Origin of the sequence: Oceanococcus atlanticus, assembly GCF_002088235.1 — a bacterium.
GTDB classification, from domain to species: domain Bacteria; phylum Pseudomonadota; class Gammaproteobacteria; order Nevskiales; family Oceanococcaceae; genus Oceanococcus; species Oceanococcus atlanticus.
Window position 1 is genome coordinate 359,744 of sequence record NZ_AQQV01000003.1, and the last position, 23,313, is coordinate 383,056.

At 60.2% G+C, this 23,313-nt stretch carries 20 protein-coding genes; 12 read left to right on the forward strand and 8 right to left on the reverse strand.

Annotation, left to right across the window (positions count from 1 at the left end; all coding sequences use genetic code 11):
• Nucleotides 1-9: 9 nt before the first annotated feature.
• Nucleotides 10-1,914: a threonine--tRNA ligase gene (gene thrS / locus ATO7_RS12645; protein WP_083562228.1), complete on the reverse strand. Its 1,905-nt coding sequence runs from the start codon at nt 1,912-1,914 to the stop codon at nt 10-12.
• 179 nt (nt 1,915-2,093) lie between these two features.
• Here thrS and ATO7_RS12650 point away from each other — a divergent pair, with 179 nt between their 5' ends.
• The gene (locus ATO7_RS12650) at nt 2,094-3,323 is read left to right on the forward strand and encodes a saccharopine dehydrogenase family protein (protein WP_083562230.1); all 1,230 of its coding nucleotides are present in this window, start codon (nt 2,094-2,096) and stop codon (nt 3,321-3,323) included.
• A gap of 25 nt (nt 3,324-3,348) precedes the next feature.
• Here ATO7_RS12650 and lipA read toward each other — a convergent pair whose 3' ends face one another.
• Nucleotides 3,349-4,335, reverse strand: coding sequence for a lipoyl synthase (gene lipA / locus ATO7_RS12655; RefSeq protein ID WP_083562232.1), 987 nt, complete (start codon nt 4,333-4,335; stop codon nt 3,349-3,351).
• A gap of 95 nt (nt 4,336-4,430) precedes the next feature.
• Between lipA and ATO7_RS12660 the strand changes: the two genes are divergently transcribed.
• The 11 genes from ATO7_RS12660 to ATO7_RS12710 all read left to right on the forward strand — a co-directional run bounded on the left by ATO7_RS12660 (nt 4,431) and on the right by ATO7_RS12710 (nt 18,433).
• Nucleotides 4,431-5,792, forward strand: a complete 1,362-nt coding sequence (locus ATO7_RS12660; RefSeq protein ID WP_206044918.1) for a DUF1329 domain-containing protein — start codon at nt 4,431-4,433, stop codon at nt 5,790-5,792.
• A gap of 3 nt (nt 5,793-5,795) precedes the next feature.
• A complete protein-coding gene (locus ATO7_RS12665; protein WP_169712864.1) occupies nt 5,796-6,695 on the forward strand; it encodes an ROK family protein in 900 nt (299 codons plus the stop codon).
• A 12-nt stretch (nt 6,696-6,707) separates the two neighbouring features.
• Nucleotides 6,708-7,373, forward strand: a complete 666-nt coding sequence (maiA, locus tag ATO7_RS12670; RefSeq protein ID WP_206044919.1) for a maleylacetoacetate isomerase — start codon at nt 6,708-6,710, stop codon at nt 7,371-7,373.
• A 131-nt stretch (nt 7,374-7,504) separates the two neighbouring features.
• On the forward strand, nt 7,505-12,313 hold the full coding sequence (locus ATO7_RS12675) for an NAD-glutamate dehydrogenase (RefSeq protein ID WP_146680337.1): 4,809 nt from the start codon (nt 7,505-7,507) through the stop codon (nt 12,311-12,313).
• A gap of 9 nt (nt 12,314-12,322) precedes the next feature.
• On the forward strand, nt 12,323-13,222 hold the full coding sequence (gene cysM / locus ATO7_RS12680; RefSeq protein WP_083562240.1) for a cysteine synthase CysM: 900 nt from the start codon (nt 12,323-12,325) through the stop codon (nt 13,220-13,222).
• 13 nt (nt 13,223-13,235) lie between these two features.
• Nucleotides 13,236-14,552 (forward strand): 23S rRNA (uracil(1939)-C(5))-methyltransferase RlmD, encoded by a 1,317-nt coding sequence (rlmD, locus tag ATO7_RS12685; RefSeq protein ID WP_083562242.1) that lies wholly within the window; start codon nt 13,236-13,238, stop codon nt 14,550-14,552.
• On the forward strand, nt 14,552-15,031 hold the full coding sequence (locus ATO7_RS12690) for a L,D-transpeptidase (protein ID WP_083562243.1): 480 nt from the start codon (nt 14,552-14,554) through the stop codon (nt 15,029-15,031). Before rlmD ends, ATO7_RS12690 begins: the two co-directional genes overlap by 1 nt.
• A complete protein-coding gene (nagZ, locus tag ATO7_RS12695) occupies nt 15,024-16,070 on the forward strand; it encodes a beta-N-acetylhexosaminidase (RefSeq protein WP_083562245.1) in 1,047 nt (348 codons plus the stop codon). Before ATO7_RS12690 ends, nagZ begins: the two co-directional genes overlap by 8 nt.
• On the forward strand, nt 16,067-17,155 hold the full coding sequence (locus ATO7_RS12700; protein ID WP_206044920.1) for a mechanosensitive ion channel family protein: 1,089 nt from the start codon (nt 16,067-16,069) through the stop codon (nt 17,153-17,155). The genes nagZ and ATO7_RS12700 overlap by 4 nt, the downstream gene beginning before the upstream one ends.
• Nucleotides 17,148-17,702: a hypoxanthine-guanine phosphoribosyltransferase gene (locus tag ATO7_RS12705; RefSeq protein WP_083562247.1), complete on the forward strand. Its 555-nt coding sequence runs from the start codon at nt 17,148-17,150 to the stop codon at nt 17,700-17,702. Before ATO7_RS12700 ends, ATO7_RS12705 begins: the two co-directional genes overlap by 8 nt.
• Nucleotides 17,702-18,433 carry an S-methyl-5'-thioinosine phosphorylase gene (locus tag ATO7_RS12710; RefSeq protein ID WP_083562250.1) on the forward strand — a complete coding sequence of 244 codons (732 nt, stop codon included), beginning with the start codon at nt 17,702-17,704 and terminating at the stop codon, nt 18,431-18,433. The genes ATO7_RS12705 and ATO7_RS12710 overlap by 1 nt, the downstream gene beginning before the upstream one ends.
• Nucleotides 18,434-18,449: 16 nt before the next feature.
• Here ATO7_RS12710 and ATO7_RS12715 read toward each other — a convergent pair whose 3' ends face one another.
• From ATO7_RS12715 to ATO7_RS12740, 6 genes are all read right to left on the reverse strand, one after another.
• Nucleotides 18,450-19,202 (reverse strand): CsiV family protein, encoded by a 753-nt coding sequence (locus ATO7_RS12715; protein WP_083562252.1) that lies wholly within the window; start codon nt 19,200-19,202, stop codon nt 18,450-18,452.
• 66 nt (nt 19,203-19,268) lie between these two features.
• A complete protein-coding gene (locus tag ATO7_RS12720; RefSeq protein WP_083562254.1) occupies nt 19,269-19,703 on the reverse strand; it encodes a type IV pilin protein in 435 nt (144 codons plus the stop codon).
• Entirely contained in the window at nt 19,703-21,313 is a 1,611-nt protein-coding gene (locus tag ATO7_RS12725; RefSeq protein WP_083562256.1) for a pilus assembly PilX family protein, read from the reverse strand. The genes ATO7_RS12720 and ATO7_RS12725 overlap by 1 nt, the downstream gene beginning before the upstream one ends.
• Nucleotides 21,310-22,260: a PilW family protein gene (locus tag ATO7_RS12730; RefSeq protein ID WP_083562258.1), complete on the reverse strand. Its 951-nt coding sequence runs from the start codon at nt 22,258-22,260 to the stop codon at nt 21,310-21,312. The genes ATO7_RS12725 and ATO7_RS12730 overlap by 4 nt, the downstream gene beginning before the upstream one ends.
• Entirely contained in the window at nt 22,257-22,754 is a 498-nt protein-coding gene (pilV, locus tag ATO7_RS12735; RefSeq protein ID WP_083562260.1) for a type IV pilus modification protein PilV, read from the reverse strand. The genes ATO7_RS12730 and pilV overlap by 4 nt, the downstream gene beginning before the upstream one ends.
• 5 nt (nt 22,755-22,759) lie before the next feature.
• Complete coding sequence (locus ATO7_RS12740) at nt 22,760-23,311, reverse strand: GspH/FimT family pseudopilin (protein ID WP_083562262.1); 552 nt, start codon at nt 23,309-23,311, stop codon at nt 22,760-22,762.
• Between the last annotated feature and the right edge of the window lie 2 nt (nt 23,312-23,313).

The following is a 23,313-nucleotide window of genomic DNA, read 5'->3' on the forward strand; positions in this document are numbered from 1 at the left end:
AAAAACGAACTAAGGCCGTGATGCCTCGTCGGACAGCCTGTCAAGGAACGCGTCGACCGACATGGTTCCAAGGTCAGCTCCGTCACGCGCACGCACGGCCACTTGATTATTTTCGACTTCGCGGTCTCCCAGCACGACGACGTACGGGATACGTTGAATAGAAAGCTCGCGGATTTTAAAGCCGATTTTCTCGTTTCTCAAGTCCGCGCGGGCGCGAAAACCTGCTTGAGTCAGGCGCTCGACCACGGATTTGGCAAAATCAGCCTGCCGATCGGTGATGTTGGCCACCACAACTTGCTCTGGAGCCAGCCACAACGGTAGGGCACCGGCATGGTGCTCAATCAGTATGCCGATGAAGCGTTCCATGGAGCCCAGGATGGCACGGTGAATCATCACCGGCACCGCGCGCTCGCTGTGTTCGTTGACATATTGCGCATCCAGACGGCCAGGCATGGAGAAGTCCAGCTGGATGGTGCCGCACTGCCAATCACGCTCCAGACAGTCGCGTAAGGTGAACTCGATCTTGGGGCCATAAAAGGCGCCTTCGCCGGGCTGCAGGCGATAGTCCAGACCCTTGGATTCCAGGCAGCTTTTTAGCGCAGCCTCGGAGCGGTCCCACAGCTCGTCGCTACCCACGCGCTCTTCCGGGCGGGTCGACAGCGCCAGAGTGACGTTTTCGAATCCGAAATCCTTGTACACATCAAAGGTCAGGTCGATGAGCTCGGCCACTTCCGACTCAATCTGGCCTTCGGTGCAGAAAATATGCGCATCGTCCTGGGTAAAGCCGCGCACGCGCATCAGCCCGTGCAAGGACCCGGACAGCTCATTGCGGTGACAGGAACCGAACTCGGCCATGCGTAGGGGCAGGTCGCGATAGCTCTTAAGGCCCTGGTTGTAAATCTGGATGTGGGCCGGGCAGTTCATCGGCTTGATCGCGTATTCGCGGTCTTCTGATGCGGTCATGAACATGCCACTGGCGAATTTGTCCATGTGGCCGGACTTTTCCCACAGCACTTTGTCGATCACTTGCGGGGTTTTAACTTCTTGGTAGCCGGCCGTGCGCAGGCGCTGGCGCACGTAGTTTTCGATCACGCCATAAACCCGCCAGCCGTGATCGTGCCAGAACACCATGCCAGGCGCTTCTTCCTGGAAATGGAACAGGTCAAGGCGCTTGCCCAGCGTGCGGTGATCGCGTTTGGCGGCTTCTTCCAGCCGGTTGAGGTATTTCTTCAGCGCTTTTTTGTCGGCCCAGGCCGTGCCGTAAATGCGCTGCAGCATTTCGTTGCGTGAATCGCCGCGCCAGTAGGCGCCGGCCACTTTCATCAGTTTGAAATGGCCAAGCTTGCCGGTGGACGGCACATGCGGGCCACGGCACAGGTCAACGAAGTCATCCTGACGGTACAGGCTAATGTCTTCGTCGGTGGGGATCGAGGCGATGATTTCCGCCTTGTATTCCTCACCCATCTCACGGAAGTAGTCGACCGCCTCGTCACGCGCCATCAGCTCGCGGGCCACACTGTAGTCGGAGGCCGCGAGCTCGGCCATGCGCGCTTCGATCTTTTCCAGATCCTCCGGAGTGAACGGGCGCGAGTAGGCGAAATCGTAATAAAAGCCGTCGTCGATGACCGGACCGATGGTGACCTGAGCTTCGGGATACAGCTGTTTTACCGCATGGGCCAGCAGATGTGCGGTGGAATGGCGGATGATATCCAGGCCTTCCTCATCCCGCGTGGTTACGATGGCCAACTCAGCGTCATCTTCGATGACATGAGAGGTATCAAGGAGTTGTCCATTGATGCGCCCGGCAAGAGCCGCTTTGGCCAGCCCAGGACCGATATCCTGAGCAACCTCGGCAATGGAAACCGGACGATCGAATTCGCGACGGGAGCCGTCGGGCAGGGTGATGCTGGGCATGCTGTTTCTCGCTGTCAGTGGCGGCCCCCACGACAGGCCGCGTGATCGGGACGGATGCCCCAACGTGGAAAGGGCGCGAATTGTAAGCACAGCAGCGGCCCTCATCAAGGCAAAGCCGCGTGCCACGGTTGATGTGGCAAAGCACGTTAAGATGCGGGTTTTTCCAATAGGGGCGGAGCATGAGCGAAAAAACTCAGCGCGAATTCGATCTGGTGGTGTACGGTGCGGCAAGTTTTGTGGGGCGTTTGCTCACACGTTATTTGTGCGAAACCTACGGGGTCGATAAAGACCTGAAGTGGGCTCTTGCCGGGCGTAACGACGCGAAACTCAAGGCTGTCGCCGAAGAATTTGGCGCCCAAGACCTGCCGCGCATCATCGCCGACGCGCAAGATGGGCCGGCATTGCGTGACATGGCCGGCAAGACCAAGGTGGTCGTCACCACGGTTGGGCCTTACGCACTTTACGGTTCTGAGCTGGTTGCCGCGTGCGTGGAGCAAGGCACGGATTACTGTGATCTGACCGGCGAACCGCAATGGATGCAACGCATGATTGATGCGCATCAGGATGGCGCCGAGCGCTCCGGCGCGCGAATCGTGCACAACTGCGGTTTCGATTCGATTCCGTCCGATCTTGGCGTGTGGTTTACCCAGCAGCAGGCCCAGGCCGATTTCGGCAGCCATTGCGAACAGATCAAGATGCGCGTGAAAGCGGCCAAGGGCGGGGCCAGCGGCGGTACCGTGGCGAGCCTGCTCAATGTGGTTGATGAAATCAAAAAAGACCCGGCTCTGCGTAAAGTAATGCAGAACCCGTATGCAGTGGCGCCGCAGGGCATGCGCAGCGGCGTGCGTCAGCCCAATGTCCAGGGCCCGACATTCGACAAGGATGCCAACGCCTGGCTGGGGCCGTTTGTCATGGCCGGCATCAACACCCGCGTTGTGCATCGCAGTCACGCGCTGCTCGGGCGTCCGTGGGGTGAGGGTTTCCTGTACGACGAGGCCATGATGGTCGGCCGCGGTCCGGGCGGCGCGCTGCGCGCAACCGCTGTTGCCGGCGGCCTCGGTGGATTCATGGTTTTGGCCGCGCTCAAGCCGACGCGTGCTCTGCTCAACAAGACGGTGCTGCCGCAGCCTGGCGAAGGCCCAAGCCCGCAGGCGCAGGAAGCCGGTTTCTATGACCTGCGCTTCTTTGGCCGTACCCCCAGTGGCGAGACCCTGCAAACCAAAGTCACCGGCGATCGCGACCCTGGCTACGGCTCGACCGCCAAGATGCTGGGTGAATCGGCGGTTTGCCTGGCCCGGGATATCGGCGAGAAACCGGGCGGCTTCTGGACGCCCAGCACCGCCATGGGTGATGTGCTGATTGAGCGCCTGAATGCGCGTGCCGGCCTGAGCTTCGAACGCGTCAGCTGAACCGCGCTAACAACAACTGCGGGTGTTACAGCCCGCAGTTGTTCTTGGAGAAGACCTGGTCCGCGCGGTAGCTGGAACGCACCAGCGGGCCGGAGACCACTTCAAGAAAACCGCGTTCCAGGCCCCATTCGCGATATTTGGCGAATTCATCGGGCGTGACGTAACGCTCCACCGGCAAGTGGTTGCGGGTCGGGCGCAGGTACTGGCCAAACGTCACGATGTCCAGGCCGGCCTCACGCATGTCGTCGAGGGCGGCGAGAATTTCGTCGTCGCGCTCCCCCAGGCCCAGCATCAGGCTGGTTTTGCTCAGCACGTCAGGGCGGAATTGCTTGGCGTGGCGCAGCACGTCCAGCGTTTGTTCGTAGGAGGCCCTCGGATCGCGGACCGGGTGGGTCAGGCGGCGCACCGTTTCCAGATTCTGGGCGAACACTTGCAGTCCCGAATCCACCACGGTTTCGACGCACTCATGACGACCCTGGAAGTCAGGGGTCAAGGCTTCCACTGCGGTATCCGGATTCATGTCGCGGATGGCGCGGATGCAATCGGCATAGTGTTGGGCACCACCGTCGGGCAAATCGTCGCGATCCACCGAGGTCAACACGATGTACTTGAGGTTCATCAAGCGCACAGAATTGGCCGCGTTGTCTGGCTCGTCCTTGTCCAGCCAGCCACCCGGATTACCGGTGTCGACCGAGCAGAAACGACAGGCCCGTGTGCACACTGCGCCCATCAGCATGATGGTGGCCGTGCCATGCGACCAGCATTCGCCGATATTGGGGCATTTGGATTCTTCGCAGACCGTGGCCAGCTTGTGTTCCTTGACGTTTTTCAAGGTGTCGAAGTAACGCGGATCGGAGGGCAGCTGAGCGCGTAGCCATTTGGGTTTCTGGCCGCGTGGCACGTCGCCCGCGTTGCGGTCGTGCTTGATGCCGTCCTTGATCGCGTTAAAGCCTTGTGGTGCGGTGTATTTCTCACCGCTAACCACCACAGGAATGCCTTTGAAATCGCTCATGCGTGAAGTATACGCCGATGCCTGCGGAGACGCGGCAACGCACCGTTATACTGCGTCTCCAAGCATTGCTTGCTGCACAAGATCAAGGAAGAGACGTGAAAAAATGCATTTTTGCCGTGCTGGTGGTTTTGGCGACGCCGGCGTACTCCAAGGTTTCAGCGGAACAAGCTGCTCGTCTTGGCCAGGATCTGACCCGGATCGGCGCTGAAAAAGCCGCTGCGCCCGCTACGCCGCATGGTTTGTCGATTCCGGCCTACGCCGGGGGCTTCAGCAAGCCCAACGATTCGAATACGGCGCAGGTCCCGGCTGACCCCTATGCCGCCGATGAACCGCTGCTAGTGATCGACAGCAGCAACGCCGGGCAATACGCGGACATCCTCAGCGTGGGGCAGCAGGCGCTGCTGAAAAACTATCCCACGACATTTCGTATGCGGGTGTATCCCACACGCCGCAGCGCGGCCGTGCCTGAGCATGTCGCCCAGGCGACACAGGCGAATGCCACGGCGGTCGAACTTAAACCAGGCGGCAATGGCTTTACCGGAACCGCGCATGGCTTCCCCTTTCCGATACCTGCATCGGGGCAGGAGTTGATCTGGAACCATATGGCACGCTACCGCACAACCGGGTTTCGCGGATTCACCAACAGTGCGGCGACCACATCCAGTGGTTCCTATGTGGTCGAACGCGCCTATCTGGAGGCCGTCATACAGTACGGTAACCCCGATATCGCGTTGGGGGATTGGGACAACGACCTGGCCATGATCCTGCGCAAAGTGGTTGCTCCGGCGAACAAAGCTGGCGACACCGTATTGCTGCATGTGCCAATGGACCGCGAAGCCGACGACATACAGATATGGTCTTACAACCCAGGTACGCGCAAAGTCCGCCGCATTGCCGAGGTGGGGTACGACAACCCGGCACAGGATGGCTTGATTACGCATGATCAGGTCGACATGTTCAACGGTCCGCTGGACCGCTACAACTTCAAGCTGATCGGCAAAAAAGCCGTGCTGGTGCCGTATAACAATTACGCGCTGCACAGCCCCGATGTGAAGTACGCCGATATCGTGCACAAAGGCCATCCCAACCCGGATTTGCTGCGTTATGAACTGCACCGCACCTGGGTCCTGGAAGCCACCATCAAAGACGATGTCTCACATGTTTACAGCAAGCGTGTGATGTATCTGGACGAGGACAGTTGGCTGATTCTGCTCGCCGACATGTATGACCAGCGCGGTGAGTTCTGGCGCACGTCAATGGCATTCGCGCTGCAATATCCGCAAATTCCTCTTCCGGACAACTCGTTGCAAGCCCACTTTGACCTGCAGTCTCGTCGTTACGTGATGCTCAACATGCAGAATGAAGAGCGTACGCCGATGAGCTACAACCATGTTGCGCCGCCAAGCCATTTCACGACCTCGGCCCTGAAGCGCTTTGCGACTCAGCAGCACCGCTAAATCGTGCGTATTGGAGTCGATCTGGGCGGCACCAAGATTGAGGGGGTCGTGCTCAACGGAAACCAGGTGGTTGCGCGCCTGCGGGTGGCCACGCCGCAAGGCAACTATGCGGCCACCCTTGATGCCGTCAGCGCGCTTGTGGACGCGCTGGAACAACAGACCGGGCAACGTGCGCTGCCTTTGGGGCTGGGGCACCCAGGCTCGATTGACCCGCACAGCGGCCTGCTGCGCAACGCCAACTCAGTGTGCCTGAATGGACGCGCGCTCAAACAAGATCTGGAGGCGCGACTTGATCGGCCGCTCGCGCTGGCCAATGACGCCAACTGTCTGGCCTTGTCTGAGCTCTACGATGGCGCAGCGCGTGGATTGCAGTCTGCGTTTCTGGTCATTTTAGGCACGGGTGTGGGCGGCGCAGTGGTCGCCAATGGCCAATTGCAGCAGGGGTTCAATGGCCTTGGTGGCGAATGGGGCCACAACCCGTTGCCCTGGGTTACAAAGCAAGAACTGCCAGGCACAGCGTGCTGGTGTGGTCAACACGGTTGTCTGGAAACCTGGTTGTCAGGGCCCGCTCTGTCGTTGCTTCACGCAAACGCGGGAGGCATCGCCGGGGATGCGCGGGCCATAGTGGCGCAAGCCGAGCAGGGGGACGCCATAGCGCGCGCATCGCTGGAGGCGTACAGCCATCGTCTGGCGCGAGCGCTGGCCGCGGTCATCAATCTGCTAGATCCGCAGATCATCGTGCTGGCGGGTGGTTTGTCGCAGGTCCGCACGCTGTATCATGACGTGCCTGCACTGTGGTCGCGATGGGTTTTCGCAGACCAGGTGCAGACCCCGCTGGTCCCTGCCGTTCACGGCGACGCGAGTGGCGCATTGGGCGCCGCCCGCCTTGGAATTGAGTGCTAACAGGCCCTGACTATGTTGCAGCTGTTTACCTATTACCGCAGCGTTTCCGCCCACCGCGTGCGAATCGCCCTGAATTACAAAGCCGTACCGTACAACTCGGTCTACATTGACGAAGACATCGGCGAGCAGCACAGCGAAACTTATCTGCGCCACAACCCGCAGGGTCTGGTGCCGGCTCTGGTGGTGAATGATCAGCTCACCATCACCCAGTCTGCGGCCATCCTCGAGTTCCTGGAAGAGTACTACCCGGAACGTCCGCTGCTTCCGAAAGACACGTTTGATCGTGCCCGGGTGCGCTCGTTCTGTCAGGTCATGGTGGCCGACATGCAGCCGTTCAACATCCTGCGCACCTACTACTATCAGCGCGATGTGATGGGCATCGACAAGCAGGCCCGGCGTGATTGGTACGAGCACTGGATGCACAAAGGGTTCGAGGCGCTGGAATCGTTACTGCACAAGCATCTGGAGCCCGGCGCCTACTGCCATGGCGACAAACCGACCCTGGCCGATGTGTGCCTGGTGCCGCAGATCAGCAACGCACGTCAGAACGATCTGGATCTCAGTGAGTACCCGACGTTGCGGCGCATTTACCGCACCTGCATGTCACTTTCAGCATTCCAGTCGGCCGATCCGGAAGCGCAACAGGATCGACTCGACCGCGCTGTGGCGGGGCGCTAACACCGGGTCTGACAAGCGAAAAAACATCACGGTTGTTCGCGTGGGTGACGTCCTATAGGCTGCCCTCAGGCTCCGGGTTGTAACCAGCGCGGAAAGCGCAGTCCCGGATTGTCCGCAACGGAGGGACCGCGTTGAACCGCATCAATCAGACCGACCACGACCTGCGCATGGCGCAGGTGGAATCCATCGCAGCCAGCCGTCACAACGGCGATGAGCGCGAGCAGGTCATAGGCTTTGTTCGCAGTTATTTCGAATCGGTTCCCGACGAAGTCCTGGCTGGATTGCATCCACCAGTGCTTTACGCCGTGGCCATTGGTCACTATCGCTTCAGCCAGCAGCGCGCCCCCGACCAAGACCTGGTGCGCGTGTTTCGCGCCGGGCGTGATAACCCGGATCACGGCGTCGATGCGTGCGTGCTCGAGACGACCGTGCGCGATTGTCCCTTTCTGGTCGACACCATCGCCATGGCGGTGCGCGCGGCAGGAGGTGTTATCCGCTGGCTGATTCATCCAGTGCTGGTGGTACAGCGCGATGCTGACGGGCACATGCAGGGGGTTGGAACGTCCTTGCACGATGGGCCGGATATGGAATCACTGATCCATATCCATTTTGATGGTTTGGTTGATGAGGCGGAGTTCCGTGCTCTGGAGCAACGCGTTGCCGAGGTCCTGCACGATTTACATACCGCAGTGGCCGATTATTTGCCGATGCGCGAAAAGCTGGCCGAGCGCGTAGACGAGTTGTCGACAGTGCCGCCCGGCATGGCCAGCGAAGATATCGTTGAGGTCGCCGAGTTGCTGCGCTGGCTGGACCTGGACCACTACACCTTTCTCGGCTATAGCGAGGCGCGTGTGGTAGGCGAGGGCGAAAACGCCCGATTTGAGCCGGTTGCCGAGGCCGGGCTGGGGCTTTATCGCGATCGCGGTGATGAGTTTGACTGGATTGCGCCGGCCTCTGAACTGGATAAGTACGCCGGCTCACGGCGCCCGGTGATTATCACCAAGGCCGACGTACGCTCGCACATTCATCACGATGAATATCTCGACGCCATCTCGGTCAAGCGGTTTGGGCCGCAAGGTGAGGTCGTGGGTACCTGCCGCTTCATCGGCTTGTTTTCGACCGAGGTCTACAACTCCCTGCCAAAAAACATTCCGGTGCTTCGGCGCAAGATCGATTGGGTGATGCAGCAGGCCCAGTCGCGTCCCGGCAGTCATGCCCACAAACAGTTGCAGGAAGTGCTCAATGGGCTGCCCACCGACGAGCTTTTTCAGAGCAGCGAGGAAGAGTTGCTGGAACTTGCCCTGGGGGTGCGCGCGCTGCGCGAAACGCAACGCCTTCGGCTGTTCGTACGGCGCGATCGCTACCGTCGTTTCTTCTCATGCCTGGTGTATCTGCAGCGTGATCAGTACAACGCCGAAGTGCGCGAGCGTATGGCGCGCCTGCTGCAGCAATGGTTAAACGGTCGTGACCTGGAATACCACGTCACCTTGCAGCGTGATGCGCTGGCACGGGTGCAATTTATTGTGCGTAGCGAGAGCGGTGCCGACGCGCAGCTCACCTGCGAGGAAATGGAGCTGCGGCTGCAAGAAGCCACCCGCTCATGGGATGACAGCCTGCGAAATTATCTTGCTGCGATTCTTCCTGACAGCGATGCGCGCAGGCTGGCTGACCGCTTTCGTGGTGCCTTCCCGCTGAGTTATCGGGAAAACGTTGCCGCACTCGAGGCCGCTACCGATCTGCAATACCTAAACCGCCTCAATACAGACGAGACACAGCTCGTACGGCTGCTCGACAAGCACCACGGCGAGTGCGATTTGCGCCTCAAGTTGTATGCCTATGAGGCGCCGGCCAGCTTGTCTGCTGTGCTGCCGACGCTGGAGAATTTCGGCCTCACCGTGGTCACCCAACGCCCCTATGAAATTGGTGCTTCCGGCGCGGCAAGCCTGTGGGTGCAGGAGTTCGATCTGATACAAACGGGCGTGTGCGCGTTGCCTACGGAGCGCATGCGCACTTTGTTTGAAGACGCTTACATGCGGACATTGAACGGTGAGCTGGAAGATGATGGCTTCAATGCACTGATTCTCAATGCCGGTTTGACCGGACGCCAAGCCGCGTTTGTGCGGGCCTTGTGCAAATACCTATTGCAGACAGCCTGGCCCTATAGCCAGAGCTATATCGAAAGCATTCTGGTCAGCCATGCCGACATTACCGCCAAGCTGGTTCAACTGTTTGAGGCCAGCTTTGACCCGCATCGGGCGCCACAGGCCCGCGACAGCGAGGTTGAAAAGCTCAGCGGTGAACTCTACAACGCGCTGGATGCCATCAGCAGCCTGGATGTAGATCGCGTTCTACGCGCTTACCTCAGCGTGATTTCGGCGTGCTTGCGAACCAACTTCTTCCAGCGCACCGACCAGGGCAAGCCCAAGCCTTACATCAGCTTCAAACTGGACCCGCGTCAGATCGATGAGTTGCCACGACCGCGACCGATGTTTGAAACCTTTGTCTATTCGCCGCAGGTGGAAGGTATTCATCTGCGCGGCGGCAAGGTGGCGCGTGGTGGCTTACGCTGGTCAGACCGGCGCCAGGATTTCCGGACCGAAGTGCTTGGCCTGGTCAAGGCGCAGATGGTTAAGAACGCGGTGATTGTGCCGGTCGGTGCCAAAGGTGGCTTTGTGGTTAAGCAGACGCTGGCCGGCCTCGATCGCGACGCGATTCAAAAGGCCGGTATCGCCTGCTACAAAACCTTTATCCGGGGCTTGCTGGATATTACGGACAACCTGGTCGACGGCCATATCAGTGCGCCCGTTGATGTGGTCCGTCAGGATGACGATGACCCTTATCTGGTTGTTGCCGCGGACAAGGGCACCGCCAGTTTCTCAGATATCGCCAACGGGGTGTCGGCCGAATACGGCTTCTGGCTTGGCGATGCGTTCGCCTCAGGTGGTTCTGCCGGATATGACCACAAGAAAATGGGGATTACCGCACGCGGCGCATGGGAGTCGGTCAAGCGCCATTTCCGCGAGCTGGGGCGCGACTGCCAACGCGAAGATTTTACCTGTGTAGGCATCGGCGATATGGCGGGCGATGTTTTCGGCAACGGAATGTTGTTGTCGCCCCACACACGACTGATCGCCGCCTTCAATCACCTGCACATTTTCATTGACCCTGACCCAGACGCTTCGCGCAGCTTCGATGAGCGCAAAAGGCTGTTTGAGCTGCCGCGCTCGAGCTGGAGCGACTACCGCAGTGAGTTGATATCTGCCGGCGGCGGTGTTTTCGAGCGCTCCGCCAAACACATTGAGTTATCACCACAAGCGCGACAAGCCCTGGGTATCTCGCATACGCGACTGACGCCAACCGCGCTGATCCACGAAATCCTGCAGGCACCGGTTGACCTGCTCTGGAATGGCGGCATCGGCACCTACGTCAAGGCCCGCCAGGAAAGCCATCAAGATGTCGGCGATCGCGCCAACGATGGGCTGCGCGTAAACGGCCAGGAATTGCGCTGCAAAATTGTTGGCGAGGGCGGCAATCTGGGCATGACCCAACTCGGGCGTATCGAATTCGCGCTGCATGGCGGCCGCGTCATCACAGATTTCAATGACAACGCCGGCGGCGTCAATTCTTCGGACCGTGAAGTCAATATCAAAATTCCGTTGAACAAACTGATGGCCGAGGAAAGTCTGGCCGTCGGTCCGCGAAATGCCTTGCTTGAGAGCATGACTCAGGACGTTGCGAACGGCGTTTTGCGCGATTCCTACCTGCAGACCCAGGCCCTGGCGTTGATGCAACGGCGCGCCGCATTGCGCATGGATGAGCACAGCAACTTCATGCGCTTGCTCGAACGTGACCAGCTGCTTGACCGCGCCATCGAATTTTTGCCCGACGACGAAACGCTGGCGCAGCGGCGCGCCGCCCAGCAAGGCCTGACGCTGCCAGAGCAGGCCGTATTGGTCTCGTACAGCAAAATCGGCCTGTACGAGCAGATTCTGGAAAGCAGTTTGCCGGACGATCCGCGGCTTGAGCGTGACCTGCTTGAATATTTCCCCCAGGCCATGCGCAGCCAGTATCAGACAGCGCTGTGCCAACATCGCTTGCGCCGCGAAATCATCGCCACCCTGGTCACCAATCAGACCGTCAACCGCATGGGGGCCACGTTCGCCCGCCGTTTGGCCGAAGACAGAGGGGTCGGCGCGGATCGGGCGGCACGTATGTATCTTGCCGCACGCGACATTTTCGCTTCGGAGAGCCGTTTTGCAGCGGTTGAGGCCACCGATGGCGAGCTTGGCACTGAAGTGCAGTACGATTTAATCGAACGCATTGTCGGCCTGCTTAAGCACGCCAGCCAATGGCTATTGCGCAACGCGCCGGCCCAGGCCGGTCTGGATGACATGGTGGCGCGCTACCGGCCAACCGTGGAGGCGCTGGAGACCGCGCTTCATAGTGTCTTGCCCCAGGAGTACACACAGCAACACACGCGCACACAGCAGACCATGGTTGAGCGCGGTGCCAGCGATGAGCTGGCCGCACAATTCGCCAATCACAGCATCATCGGATCGGCGCTTGACGTTGCCATTCTGAGCGAACAATGCGGCTTTGCCACAGCCGATGTGGCACGCGAGTATTTTCGAGTGGGTGCGATGCTGTCGCTGCCCTGGTTGCTTGCGTCGATCAACCAGCTGGACGCCGAGAATCGCTGGCAGGCCTTGGCGCGGAACAATCTGCGCGAAGACGTCTATGTGCAGCATCGCCAGGTTGTTGCCCGCGCACTGCAATGTGAGGGCGATTGCGCAACTGCGCGGGTCGATGCGTGGCAGACGCAAGCCGCACAACAGCTGGAATTTACCGCCACGCGTCTGGCTGAGCTCAACGCGCTCGGTCAGCCTGATTTCGCTGCGCTGACTATCGCAATGGGAGAGCTTCAACGCCTGAGCCTGTAGAATTCGGGCATGCAAAAGACTCTCGAACAATTCGTTGGCAACACACCGCTGGTTCGCCTTCAGCGGTTGATGCCCGACGCATCCCGCGCGGCTGGCAATACGCTGCTGGCCAAGCTGGAAGGCAATAACCCAGCCGGCTCGGTAAAGGACCGACCGGCCCTGTCGATGATCCAGCGCGCCGAACAGCGTGGCGACATACGCCCCGGAGATCGGCTAATCGAAGCCACCAGTGGCAACACAGGGATTGCTTTGGCCATGGTCGCGGCCATGAAGGGCTATCGCATGACTCTGATCATGCCGGAGCACCTGTCCGCCGAGCGCCGCGCCAGCATGAAGGCCTTCGGTGCCGAGCTCATCCTGGTCAGCAAACAGGACGGCATGGAAGGTGCGCGAGATCTGGCTCTGGCAATGCAGGCGCGCGGGGAAGGGCGGGTGCTCGATCAGTTCGCCAATGCCGACAATCCGCTGGCCCATTACGAGGGCACCGGGCCGGAAATCTGGCGCGAAACCGAAGGCCGGATCACCCACTTCGTGTCGTCTATGGGCACCACGGGCACGATCATGGGGTGCTCACGCTTTCTCAAAGAACAGAACCCGGATATCCAGATCATCGGCGTTCAGCCTGAAGGTGAATCCTCGATTCCGGGCATACGGCGCTGGCCTCAAGCCTATCTGCCGAAGATTTACGACGCCCAGCGTGTCGATCGGGTCATGGAAGTGACCCAGGACGATGCCGAACAGTGCATGCGCGCGTTGGCCGAACAGGAAGGTATTTTTGCCGGCGTGTCCTCGGGGGGCGCCATGCATTGCGCCCTGCAGATTGCTGCCGAGGAACGTGATGCGGTGATTGTCAGCATCGTCTGCGACCGCGGTGACCGCTACATTTCCACCGGCGTTTTCCCCGCCTGAGCCGTTCCAGACTATGAGCCGAAAAAAGGTCAACCGCGAACCGCGGCAGGGTGAAGTGCTGGACCTGACCCACGATGGGCGCGGGGTTCTGCGCCACGAGGGAAAGACGGTTTTTGTCCCCGACGTGCTGCCGGGAGAGGCGATCACCTACCGCGCCATGCGCCGCAAGCGCAGCTTTGATGAAGGCGAGCTGCTGGAGCTGCACAGCCGCCATGCCGACCGGGTTGAACCGCAGTGCGCACATTTCGGCGTTTGCGGCGGCTGCGTGTTGCAGCATCTGGCCCCGCAGAGCCAGTTGGCGTTCAAGCAGAAGCATCTGGCCGATGTGTTCAGCCGCATCGGCCAGGTCAGCCCCAAACGCTGGCTGGAGCCACTGACCGGGCCGCACTGGGGTTATCGCCGCCGGGCGCGTCTGGCGGTCAAGTATGTGCATAAGAAAGAACGCGTTCTGGTCGGCTTTCGCGAACGTGGCAAGCCCTATGTGGCAGACATACAGCGCTGCGAAGTGCTCGACCCGCGGGTTGGCCATCGCCTGGAGGAACTGGCCACGCTGATCGCCGGCATGGATGCGCGCGAGAGCATTCCGCAGATCGAAGTGGCCATGGGCGATCAGCATGTCTGCCTGGTCTTTCGTCATCTCGAGGCGCTCAGCAACGATGATGTCGAGCGTCTGCGCCATTACGGACGCGACACCGGCCTGTGGATTTACCTGCAGCCCGGCGGCCTGGACAGCGTGCATGCGCTGGAAGACGATGCCCCGGTCTTGCGCTATGCGCTGCCGCAGTACGAGGTCGATCTGGAGTTCACCCCGATCGATTTCGTCCAGGTCAACGCCGAACTCAATCAACGCATGATTCCGCATGCCCTGGCGCTGCTGGATCTGCAGCCGGAGGACCGCGTGCTGGAGCTGTTTGCCGGACTCGGCAACTTCACCCTGCCGATGGCAAGAGCGGGTGCTCGGGTGATTGCGGTGGAGGGCGACGACGGCCTGGTTGAACGCGGTCGGGCCAACGCAAACCGCCAAGGCCTGGATGCCGAGTATCACGTGGCCGACCTGTTCCAGCCGCAGCAGGGCGCACCGTGGTTGCAGTCCGGCTTCAACAAGGTGCTGCTCGATCCGCCCCGTGCCGGTGCTGAGCAGATCCTGCCCGAACTGCTGGCCAAAAAGCCGCAACGCATCGTCTACGTATCCTGCCATCCGGCCAGCCTGGCGCGTGATGCCGGCATCATTGTCAATGCCGGATACCGCTGCAGCGAGGCCGGTGTGATGGACATGTTCCCGCACACCGGTCATGTCGAGTCGATTGCCCTGTTTGAACGGCGTAGCTGATGCGACTGGATATCGATCTGAGCGCGCAGCGCCTGAGCCTGCATGATCACGATGGTCAGTTGCTCGCCGCTTATCCGATATCCAGTGCACTCAACGGTCCCGGTGAGACCCACGGCAGCGGTTGCACGCCGCGCGGGCGGCATCGGGTGCGCGCATGTATCGGCCGCGAGGCGCCTGCCGGGGCGGTGTTTGTCGGGCGGCGCTGGACCGGTGAAATATTCAGCACCGAGCTGGCAGAGCAGCACCCCGAGCGCGACTGGATCCTCAGCCGCATACTGTGGCTGGGTGGTCTTGAACCCGGCATCAACCGTTACGCGCAGGTCGACACCCAGTCACGCTTCATCTACATCCACGGCACCGCCGACGAAGCGCTGCTCGGCCAGCCGGTGTCGCACGGCTGTATTCGTATGGCCAACGATGACGTGATAGCCCTGTTTAACCGGGTTGAGGCGGGCTGCGCGGTGGATATTCATGAATAAACGCATGCTCGGCCCGATCATGATGGACCTGGAGGGGCCGGTGCTGCAGCCGCACGAGGCGCAGCAGCTCCAGCATCCGGCCGTCGGCGGCGTGATCCTGTTTACCCGCAACTACCAAAATCCGGCCCAGCTCGCCGCGTTGACTGCGAGCATCCGTGAGCAACGGGCCGAGTTGCTGATTGCCGCCGATACCGAAGGTGGTCGTGTACAGCGTTTTCGGGATGGTTTCGTGCAGTTGCCCGCCGCGGCCGATCTTGGCCAGCTGTATGCACGCGATCCACATGTCGCGGTGGATTGCTCATTGGCCTTTGGCTGGATCCTGGCAGCGGAATTGCGCGCGGTCGACGTCGACCTGGCTTTCGCACCGGTGCTGGACATCTGCGGCGGAGTCTCTCAGGTGATCGGCAATCGCGCGTTCGCCACCGACCCGAACGCAGTGATCGCCCTGACACAGGCCTTCAGCGACGGTTTTGAACGCGCCGGCATGGCCTGTACCGGTAAACATTTTCCCGGGCATGGCTATGTGACGCCGGATTCACACGTCGAGCTACCGGTGGATATGCGCAGCTACGCCGAACTCGATGCTTGCGATCTTCAGCCCTACCGCGCGGCGATACAGGCTGGCTTGCCATCGGTCATGGTCGCGCATGTGCTGTACAGCGCCATCGACGCCCATCCGGCCAGCATCAGCGCCTGGTGGATTGGTGAGGTGCTGCGCCGTCGCCTGTGCTTTACCGGCGCCGTGTTCAGTGATGACCTGAGCATGGGCGGACTGGCCGACTACGGGGATGCGGTGGCGCGCACGTGCTTGGCGCTCAACGCCGGCTGCGACATGATTCCGCTGTGCAATCGCCCGCAGGACGTGGCGCAGGTCTTAAGCGAGGCCGGTTTGAGCCCTGATCCTGAGAGTCAGGCACGGCTTGACGCCTTGCGCCGACCGCGTTCGTATCGGGGGCTGGATGCGCTGCGAGCAAGCCCTGATTACTCACATTATTTCAATGTCCTGCAGGACAATATGAATGTAAAGGTTGAATTTTGATTCAGGACATCATCGAGTTTTACCAGACCAGCCACTGGATTTACCGTGTCTTCACCGTGGTCTTCATCGTCGTCACCATCAATCTGCTGGTGCGGCTGGTGCTGGTGCGTCTGCACAAGAAAGTGCGCGACAGCGAAACCATCTGGGACGACGCGTTATACGATGCGATCAACCCGCCGTTGCGCTTCTTGATCTGGATTATCGGCATCGGGATTGCAGCCGATTTGGTCGAACCCCTGAGCGACGACACCATTTTTGCCTACATTGATCCGGCGCGCCGGGTTGCTGTAATTGGCACATTTGCCTGGTTTCTGGTGCGCCTGATCAAGAAGGTTGAATCGGCGGTGCTGATTCGCGCCCAGATGCGTGGTGAAACCATCGACCGCACAACGGTCGAGGCCATGGCCAAACTGATCCGCCTTAGCGTCATCATCACTGGCGTGCTGGTGGTGCTGCAAACGCTGGGCTTCTCGATTTCCGGCGTACTGGCCTTCGGCGGCATCGGCGGTATCGCAGTGGGTTTTGCTGCCAAGGACATGCTTGCCAATCTGTTCGGCGGCCTGACCGTGTACATGGACCGACCCTTTTCCGTTGGCGACTGGATCCGCTCACCGACCGTGGATATCGAAGGCACGGTCGAAAACATCGGCTGGCGAAGCACGCGTATCCGGCGTTTCGACAAACGACCGATTTATGTGCCGAATTCCTTGTTCACCAGTATCGTGGTGGAAAACCCATCGCGTATGACCAACCGGCGCATCAACGAAACCATCGGCATCCGCTATGCCGACGCCACCCGCATGAACAAGATCGTTGAGGATGTGCGTGCCTACCTGAAGGGCCATGATGCGATCGATCAGAATCAGACCATCATCGCCAACTTCAACGCCTATGGCGCCAGCTCGCTGGATTTCTTCATCTACTGCCTGACCAAGACCACGAACTGGGTGGAATATCATGAGGTCAAGCACGCCGTTCTGATGGATGTGCACGACATCGTTACCCGTCATGGTGCTGAGTTTGCGTTCCCCACACGAACCCTGCACATGATTCCGGAAAACCCCGAGGCTGCGAGCAATGAATGATTTCCTCCACCAGGCGGAAAACACCCTGGAGCATGCCGACATTCTGGTCGATGAAGGGGAGGTCAAAGCCTGTTGCGACGCCATGGCGCAGGCTATTCATGACGATTTGTATGATCGCGACCCGGTGATTCTATGCGTCATGCTCGGCGGCATGTATGTGACCTCGGAAATCACCAAACGGCTACGTTTCCCGTTCGAGCTGGATTACCTGCAGGCCAGTCGCTACCGCGGCGAAACCAGCGGCGGTGAGCTGGTGTGGAAGGTCAGCCCCAGCGTCAGCCTGGAAGACCGGCATGTGCTGGTGGTGGATGACATCCTCGATGAGGGTCACACCCTGACGCACATTCTGGCCTGTCTGGAGCAACAGCGGCCGGCCTCAGTGTCGACTGCCGTGCTGGTCGAAAAACAGCATGATCGGCGTGACCCCAAGCAGCGCGCAACCTATGTCGGGGTTAAGCTGCCTGACCGTTATCTGATCGGCTGCGGCATGGACTATCGCAACTACTATCGTCAGCTGCCGTATATCGCAGCCCTGAGGGCGATGTAATGCTGGGACTCATTGGTGGTACTGGACTCAACCGTCTACAAGGCCTGGTCATCGACGAGCAGCGCAAGCTGTCGACCCAGTACGGCAGCCCCTCAGGCGCGGTTCACCTGGGCCAGCGGGACGGGCAGAAGATCGCGTTTCTGCCGCGTCACGGACATGGCCACAGAATTCCGCCACATGCCATCAACTACCGCGCCAACCTGTTTGCATTGAAGCTGGTTGGGGTCACCCACATCATCGGCGTGGCTGCTGTGGGCGGTATCGGCGCGCACATGGCACCGGGCGAGCTGGTCCTGCCGGATGACATCATCGACTACACCTGGGGCCGGCAGCACACCTACAGCCTGGGTGCCCAGGACCCGCTACGCCACATTGAATTTGCTCCGCCGTACGATGCGGGCCTGCGTGAGGCCCTGCAACACAGCGCCAAGCGCCAGAACATCAAGATGATGCCCAGCGCAGTTCACGGCGTAACCCAGGGGCCGCGCCTGGAAACGGCGGCGGAAGTGCGCCGTATGGGCCGGGACGGCTGTGACATCGTCGGCATGACCGGCATGCCCGAGGCCGCGCTGGCGCGTGAGCTGGATATCCCTTACGCCTGTCTGGCCGTGGTGGTGAACTGGGCCGCCGGTGTTGGTGCAGGCGACAGCATCCATGCAGAAATCGAAAAATTCGTCGACATCGGCATGGACAAAGCCCTGCGTGTGATCCAGGACTTGCAGCTCAGCTGACAGTCACGCTCAGGCGTTACTGCGCGGCGTTTTGTGCACCGATGGCTGTGAGGCGGGCCAGCACGCCGATGCGCGGGTGGTCGAAGTAGGCCAGCTTGCCATCGCGCAGGCGACGTTCTGCCTTGAGGCGGTACTGACCGACCTGATCGCGGTAATACTCGCGCTGCCCATCTGGCGTCATGTTGACGGCAAAAGCCTCTGGCGCAACGCGCAGGTAACTCAGATCCATCGACAGCATGGGATGAATCTGATGCTCAAACTGGATCCAGCCAAACAGGGTTTCGGTTTCAACCGGCGGTGCCAAATCCGGCTGGCTACGCCAGTAATCCATGCTGCTCATGGCTGCCGGGCGACTGTCGCGCGCGATCAGACGCAGACGCTCACCGTCATGAATACGCAAGGGCGGCGTTGTGCTTTTCTGCGCGATGCGCAGGCTATGCTCGGCCAGGACCCGATAGCGGCTGGTTGCATTGAGGCGTCGCGCAGCCGACTGCAAGCTGGAGTTCTGCACCGACTGGACGATCACACCGCGTGATTGCGCGGATTGCACGATCTGGATCGGGACATCGCTGAGCGGCACGCCGGGATCACTGTCGATCGCCAGCATTTCGGGCCAGTCCAGCGCGCGGTAGGTGCCCGTTTCAGCGGGATCAAAAGCCGCTTGCATATCGCGTTCGAAGACCAGGATATCCAACTGCCATTCGGCAGCTTGGGCGTGGCTGGCGCTCAGGACCAGAGCAAGGAAAAGCAGGCGAAGGAAATGCGTCATGCGCACATTATTGAGGGATCAGCGCGAGGAGTACAGCGCGCTGTTGCCAGTCGCGAGGTGCACCCTCTACCAGTGACGCTCCTGATTGGTGATTGAGCCGTTGTTGTCAGCATCCCAACGCCGCTGCCCGGTATTGGTAAGTTCTAGAATGCCATCTGTGGCTTGGCGTCCACGGGGTGTAGCGCGCAGCACAAAGCTCTGGCTGGTCGCGTCTGTGAGGGCCAAGCTGTAATACAACTGCGCATCCCTAATCTGTGCGATATCCAGCGGTAGATCCGGTGGATCACCGTCTGGCGTGTAGCTGCCATGGTCGGTGTAGACCCGCTGCATGTGGTGGGCTAGTACCAGCAAGGCCGATTGCCCGGTGTGGCGACGCGTTTTGGCCAGCTGCGATTGATAGGAAGGGATTGCGAGCGCGCTGAGTATGGCCGCCAAGACCGCCGCGACGAGCACGCCAAGCAAGCTGAAACCGATCTGTTGATGGGGCAATCGCGTGCGCATCAGTTTCTACGCAGCTCCCGCCAACTCAGACGTTGATCCCAGTCCGGCGCGCAGCGCCCTTCAACGAAAGGCCCGGGCGTTCCGCCGGTTGTCACCGGCGTACCCGCAAACAATCCGCCAAGCGCCGCCAGTATGTCGCCAAGCAAGGTGTCGAGAACCAGCTTGGTGGTGTTACAGACCAGGTCAAGCACACCACAGGTGAGCGGCGCCACAAGCACGTCAAGCAAAGTGCTGATCAAGGGGTTACCAAGCAGGCCGTTGAGGTCGGTCAGAATGCCCAGATCAAGCGCCAGTGGCAGGTAGGGCCCACCGAGGACATCAAATTCAGCGGTGCCGCTGGTATCAATGATTACCGGCGCCGTAAGCAAGCCGCTGCCAGTACCGCGCATCATGTAGCTGTCGTCTCCGGCGATGTCCGCAATGATGAAGGTGGAGGCCGAGGTATCGCTGTAGATTTCGTAGCTGTCGTTGCCCGCGCCATCAACTATGAGTGCGGCATTCTCGGGCAGAATCGGGATCAATCCGGTGGGCCCAAGCAGCGGATCAGTCAAGCCGGTCACCAGATTGAGCAAACTGGTCAGGACCGGTAATCCTGTGATGGTGCCAATCAGAGCGCCAACCTGGCCATTCAAGATGCTTTGCGGGGTCGCCGTTGTATTGGTATTGATGCAGTACTCGTTGTCGATGCTGGTCTGCGAGAGCAGGGCGGTGTTGAGTATCGTAATGACCGTGCTGCCCGCATTGTCCAAGCCGATGCGGCCAACTTTGAAATTGGTCAGAGATTCGAGCAGCCCGTGCACGTCATGGGTTACATCGCGCAGGACTTGTCCTGTGATATCGGCGCGGCTGACATCGGCAACGTCTGCAACAAGGAACGTGTCCTGACCGCCGTTGCCGTTGAAGTACACCGTCATATTGTCGCCGGTCGCAGGGCATGCCGTCGGGTCCCAGCCCTGAAAGGACAAGTCAATGTCCAAAACACCGGCATTGAGGCTTAGTTCAAGCAGACCCTCGCCCAGGGCAATGACGTCGTCACCGGGCGTTCCGGTGATGCTCAACACGGGCCGGAAGAGCTTGCGAAAGTGACTTTGCACGACGCTGCGCGACATCTCCGACGCACCGACGCCGCGTGCCGTGACACGGTAAATCGCACTGTTGTCGGCGCTGTCGTACGACAGTTGCTCAACAATGTACCTCGGCTGCTCGGCAACACCGTTCAAGCTGCCGTTGTAGGCGGTCGATCCGGCCCAGCTGGTGTCATCCCAAGGGTCGGGAATGCTCGCTGCGGTGCGTTCCCAGATGCGCACGATCGCGCCGTCCGCCGCGGTAACGTCGATGTAGCCGGCTGCCGGCGGGGCGACATCACTGTGACCACAGGCAAATGGCAGAACGGCCAATTGATCTTCGGCATGACGCAGCGCCGTCTCGGCCGCTTGAAAGGCCAGTTCATGGTCGCGCATGTTGCCGGCCATGGTCTCGTCCAGTGTGGTCATGGACATGGCGCTGATGCCGATAATTGCAAGAATGATCAGCATCATCATGCCAACCACCAAAGCGATACCTTTTTGCGCCTTGGGCTTGCCGCAGCGTGGTGGGATTTTGCGGTTCATGAGACACGGTTCCTGATGCTGACAACGGCTGAAAAGGCGCGGCGCATGTAACCATCCGAAGGTGTCATGGTCTGACCCCAGAAGGAAATCGGTGCAGGGGTTTGATCAACCACTTCGCGTTCGCTGCGAATCAGTAATCCCAGCTTGATATTGAGAACCTGCGACCAGCTCACGATGTCGTCGGCGTCGACGTAGGTGTCAGTGCTGTTGTCACCATTGCTGTCAACGCCGAAAGAGACCTGAAGGTTCTCAACCCCACGGACATACACGGTGCCGTTGCGCAATAGCGCGGGTGTGCCATCGGTGTCCTGTCCCAATGACCAGGTCACTTGCTCTATGCGATAGATCTCAGCGCCCTGGTCATAGGCTTTGGACAGGGTCGAGCGCACATTGCCGGGCACCATCGCGCCACCGGCATCATGCAGCAGTGCGCCGCTGATGTGTGGGCTGCTGCCATCGACCTGGAACGCATCCACGCTGTCGCAATCATTGACGACCACAACATCACCCTCTACCAATCCGCTGGTGGGACTGACGCTCAAGGCTGAGCTGGCCGAGGACATCGGCGCAAGCAGTTCAACAGGGTCCTGATTGGCCAGCACCAACGTCACGCTGTCGGAGCCAGCGGGTCCGTCGTTGTCTGATCCGGCGATCGACGTAGCGGCCAGATCCAACCAGGTTGCCGATGCATTGAGCGCACTGATCAGCAGGCCGGCTTGGCTCTGACATCCCCAGAATCCGCTCATACGCACATCAAATCCGATGCGATCCAGGGCCAAACGTGCGGTCTCCTGAATCTGTGAGCTGGCCTCGGTGGTGTGCATCGTACGCTTACTGCTCAGATACATGGTCAGGATCCCGCCTATCAATATCAGGCCGAGCACCATGCTGATCATCAGCTCGACCAGGCTGAAACCGGCGTTTTGGCGCGCGCAAGCAACGCTCATGGCTGAAACTCAAGGGTGAAGCAGGACAAGGCTCCAAGATCTTCATCGACACAGTCGCTGCCGTGTCCGTCGTTGCGTTCGTCCTTCCACATCACGCGGATACGAAAAACGTCGCCGCCCTGACGTTCTACCGAGCCGCCACCCAGCGGTAAATCGCGGGCATTGGTGGTATTCCACTCGTGTATATCGAGTTGCGCAATTTGCTCGGGTGAACATCCATTCGTTGCACAACCCGGGTTGGCGGGGGTGGTGGATATGCTGTCGTAGGCGCCGGCCGCAACGCCGGCTTGATTGGCCCGGATGCGGTCAGCCAGATCGTAGGCCTGTATCACGGCCAGGGTGCGCAGGTGGGCGCTTTGATTCAGGCGCAAGCCGGTCACTTGCATGGACGCGGAGCCCATCAGGCCAATGCTGAACACCAGCAGAGTGATGAGGACTTCCAACAGGGTCATGCCGCCCTGCAAGCTCGGTGAGGAGGGGCGATGGGTCATCATGACGTTTAACCTGCGCTGCAGGCGTCCGCGTTGGCTGCATGCTGGGTGACGCGTATGCGTCCTATAACGCTCAGGTCAATCGCACGTGCGCCACCACGATCGCGTTGCTCACAGAGCATGAATTGACCCGCTGCACTCGGTTCACCGAGCGCATTGAATGCCACTGAGGTGGCAAGCCCGGAGGAACCCGTCAGCGTTCTGGGGCCTTCCAGTGGTGGGGCCTCAAACAGGGTTGTGCCTTCGCTGGTTACCACCAGCCAGCCGGATTCCCAGCCACCGGCATCGGTGGCACACGCATTTGAGTGCTCAGCCACCCGGCACACCGAGACAGACGCCCCGCGCTTGACCGCTTCGCTACGTGCCAAACGCAGCGCGCCTACCAAGGTGTTGGTCTGACTGGAAAGTCGATTGGTTTCCAGGGTCTGGGTCAGCCCCGGCACGCCAAGTGTGAATGTTATCGCTGCAATGACCATGGCGAATATTGATTCCATCAGCGTGAATCCTCGCGCTCTGGAAGGCATGGCAATCGCTTTCGTAGCAGCCAGTCGTGACGTCATGT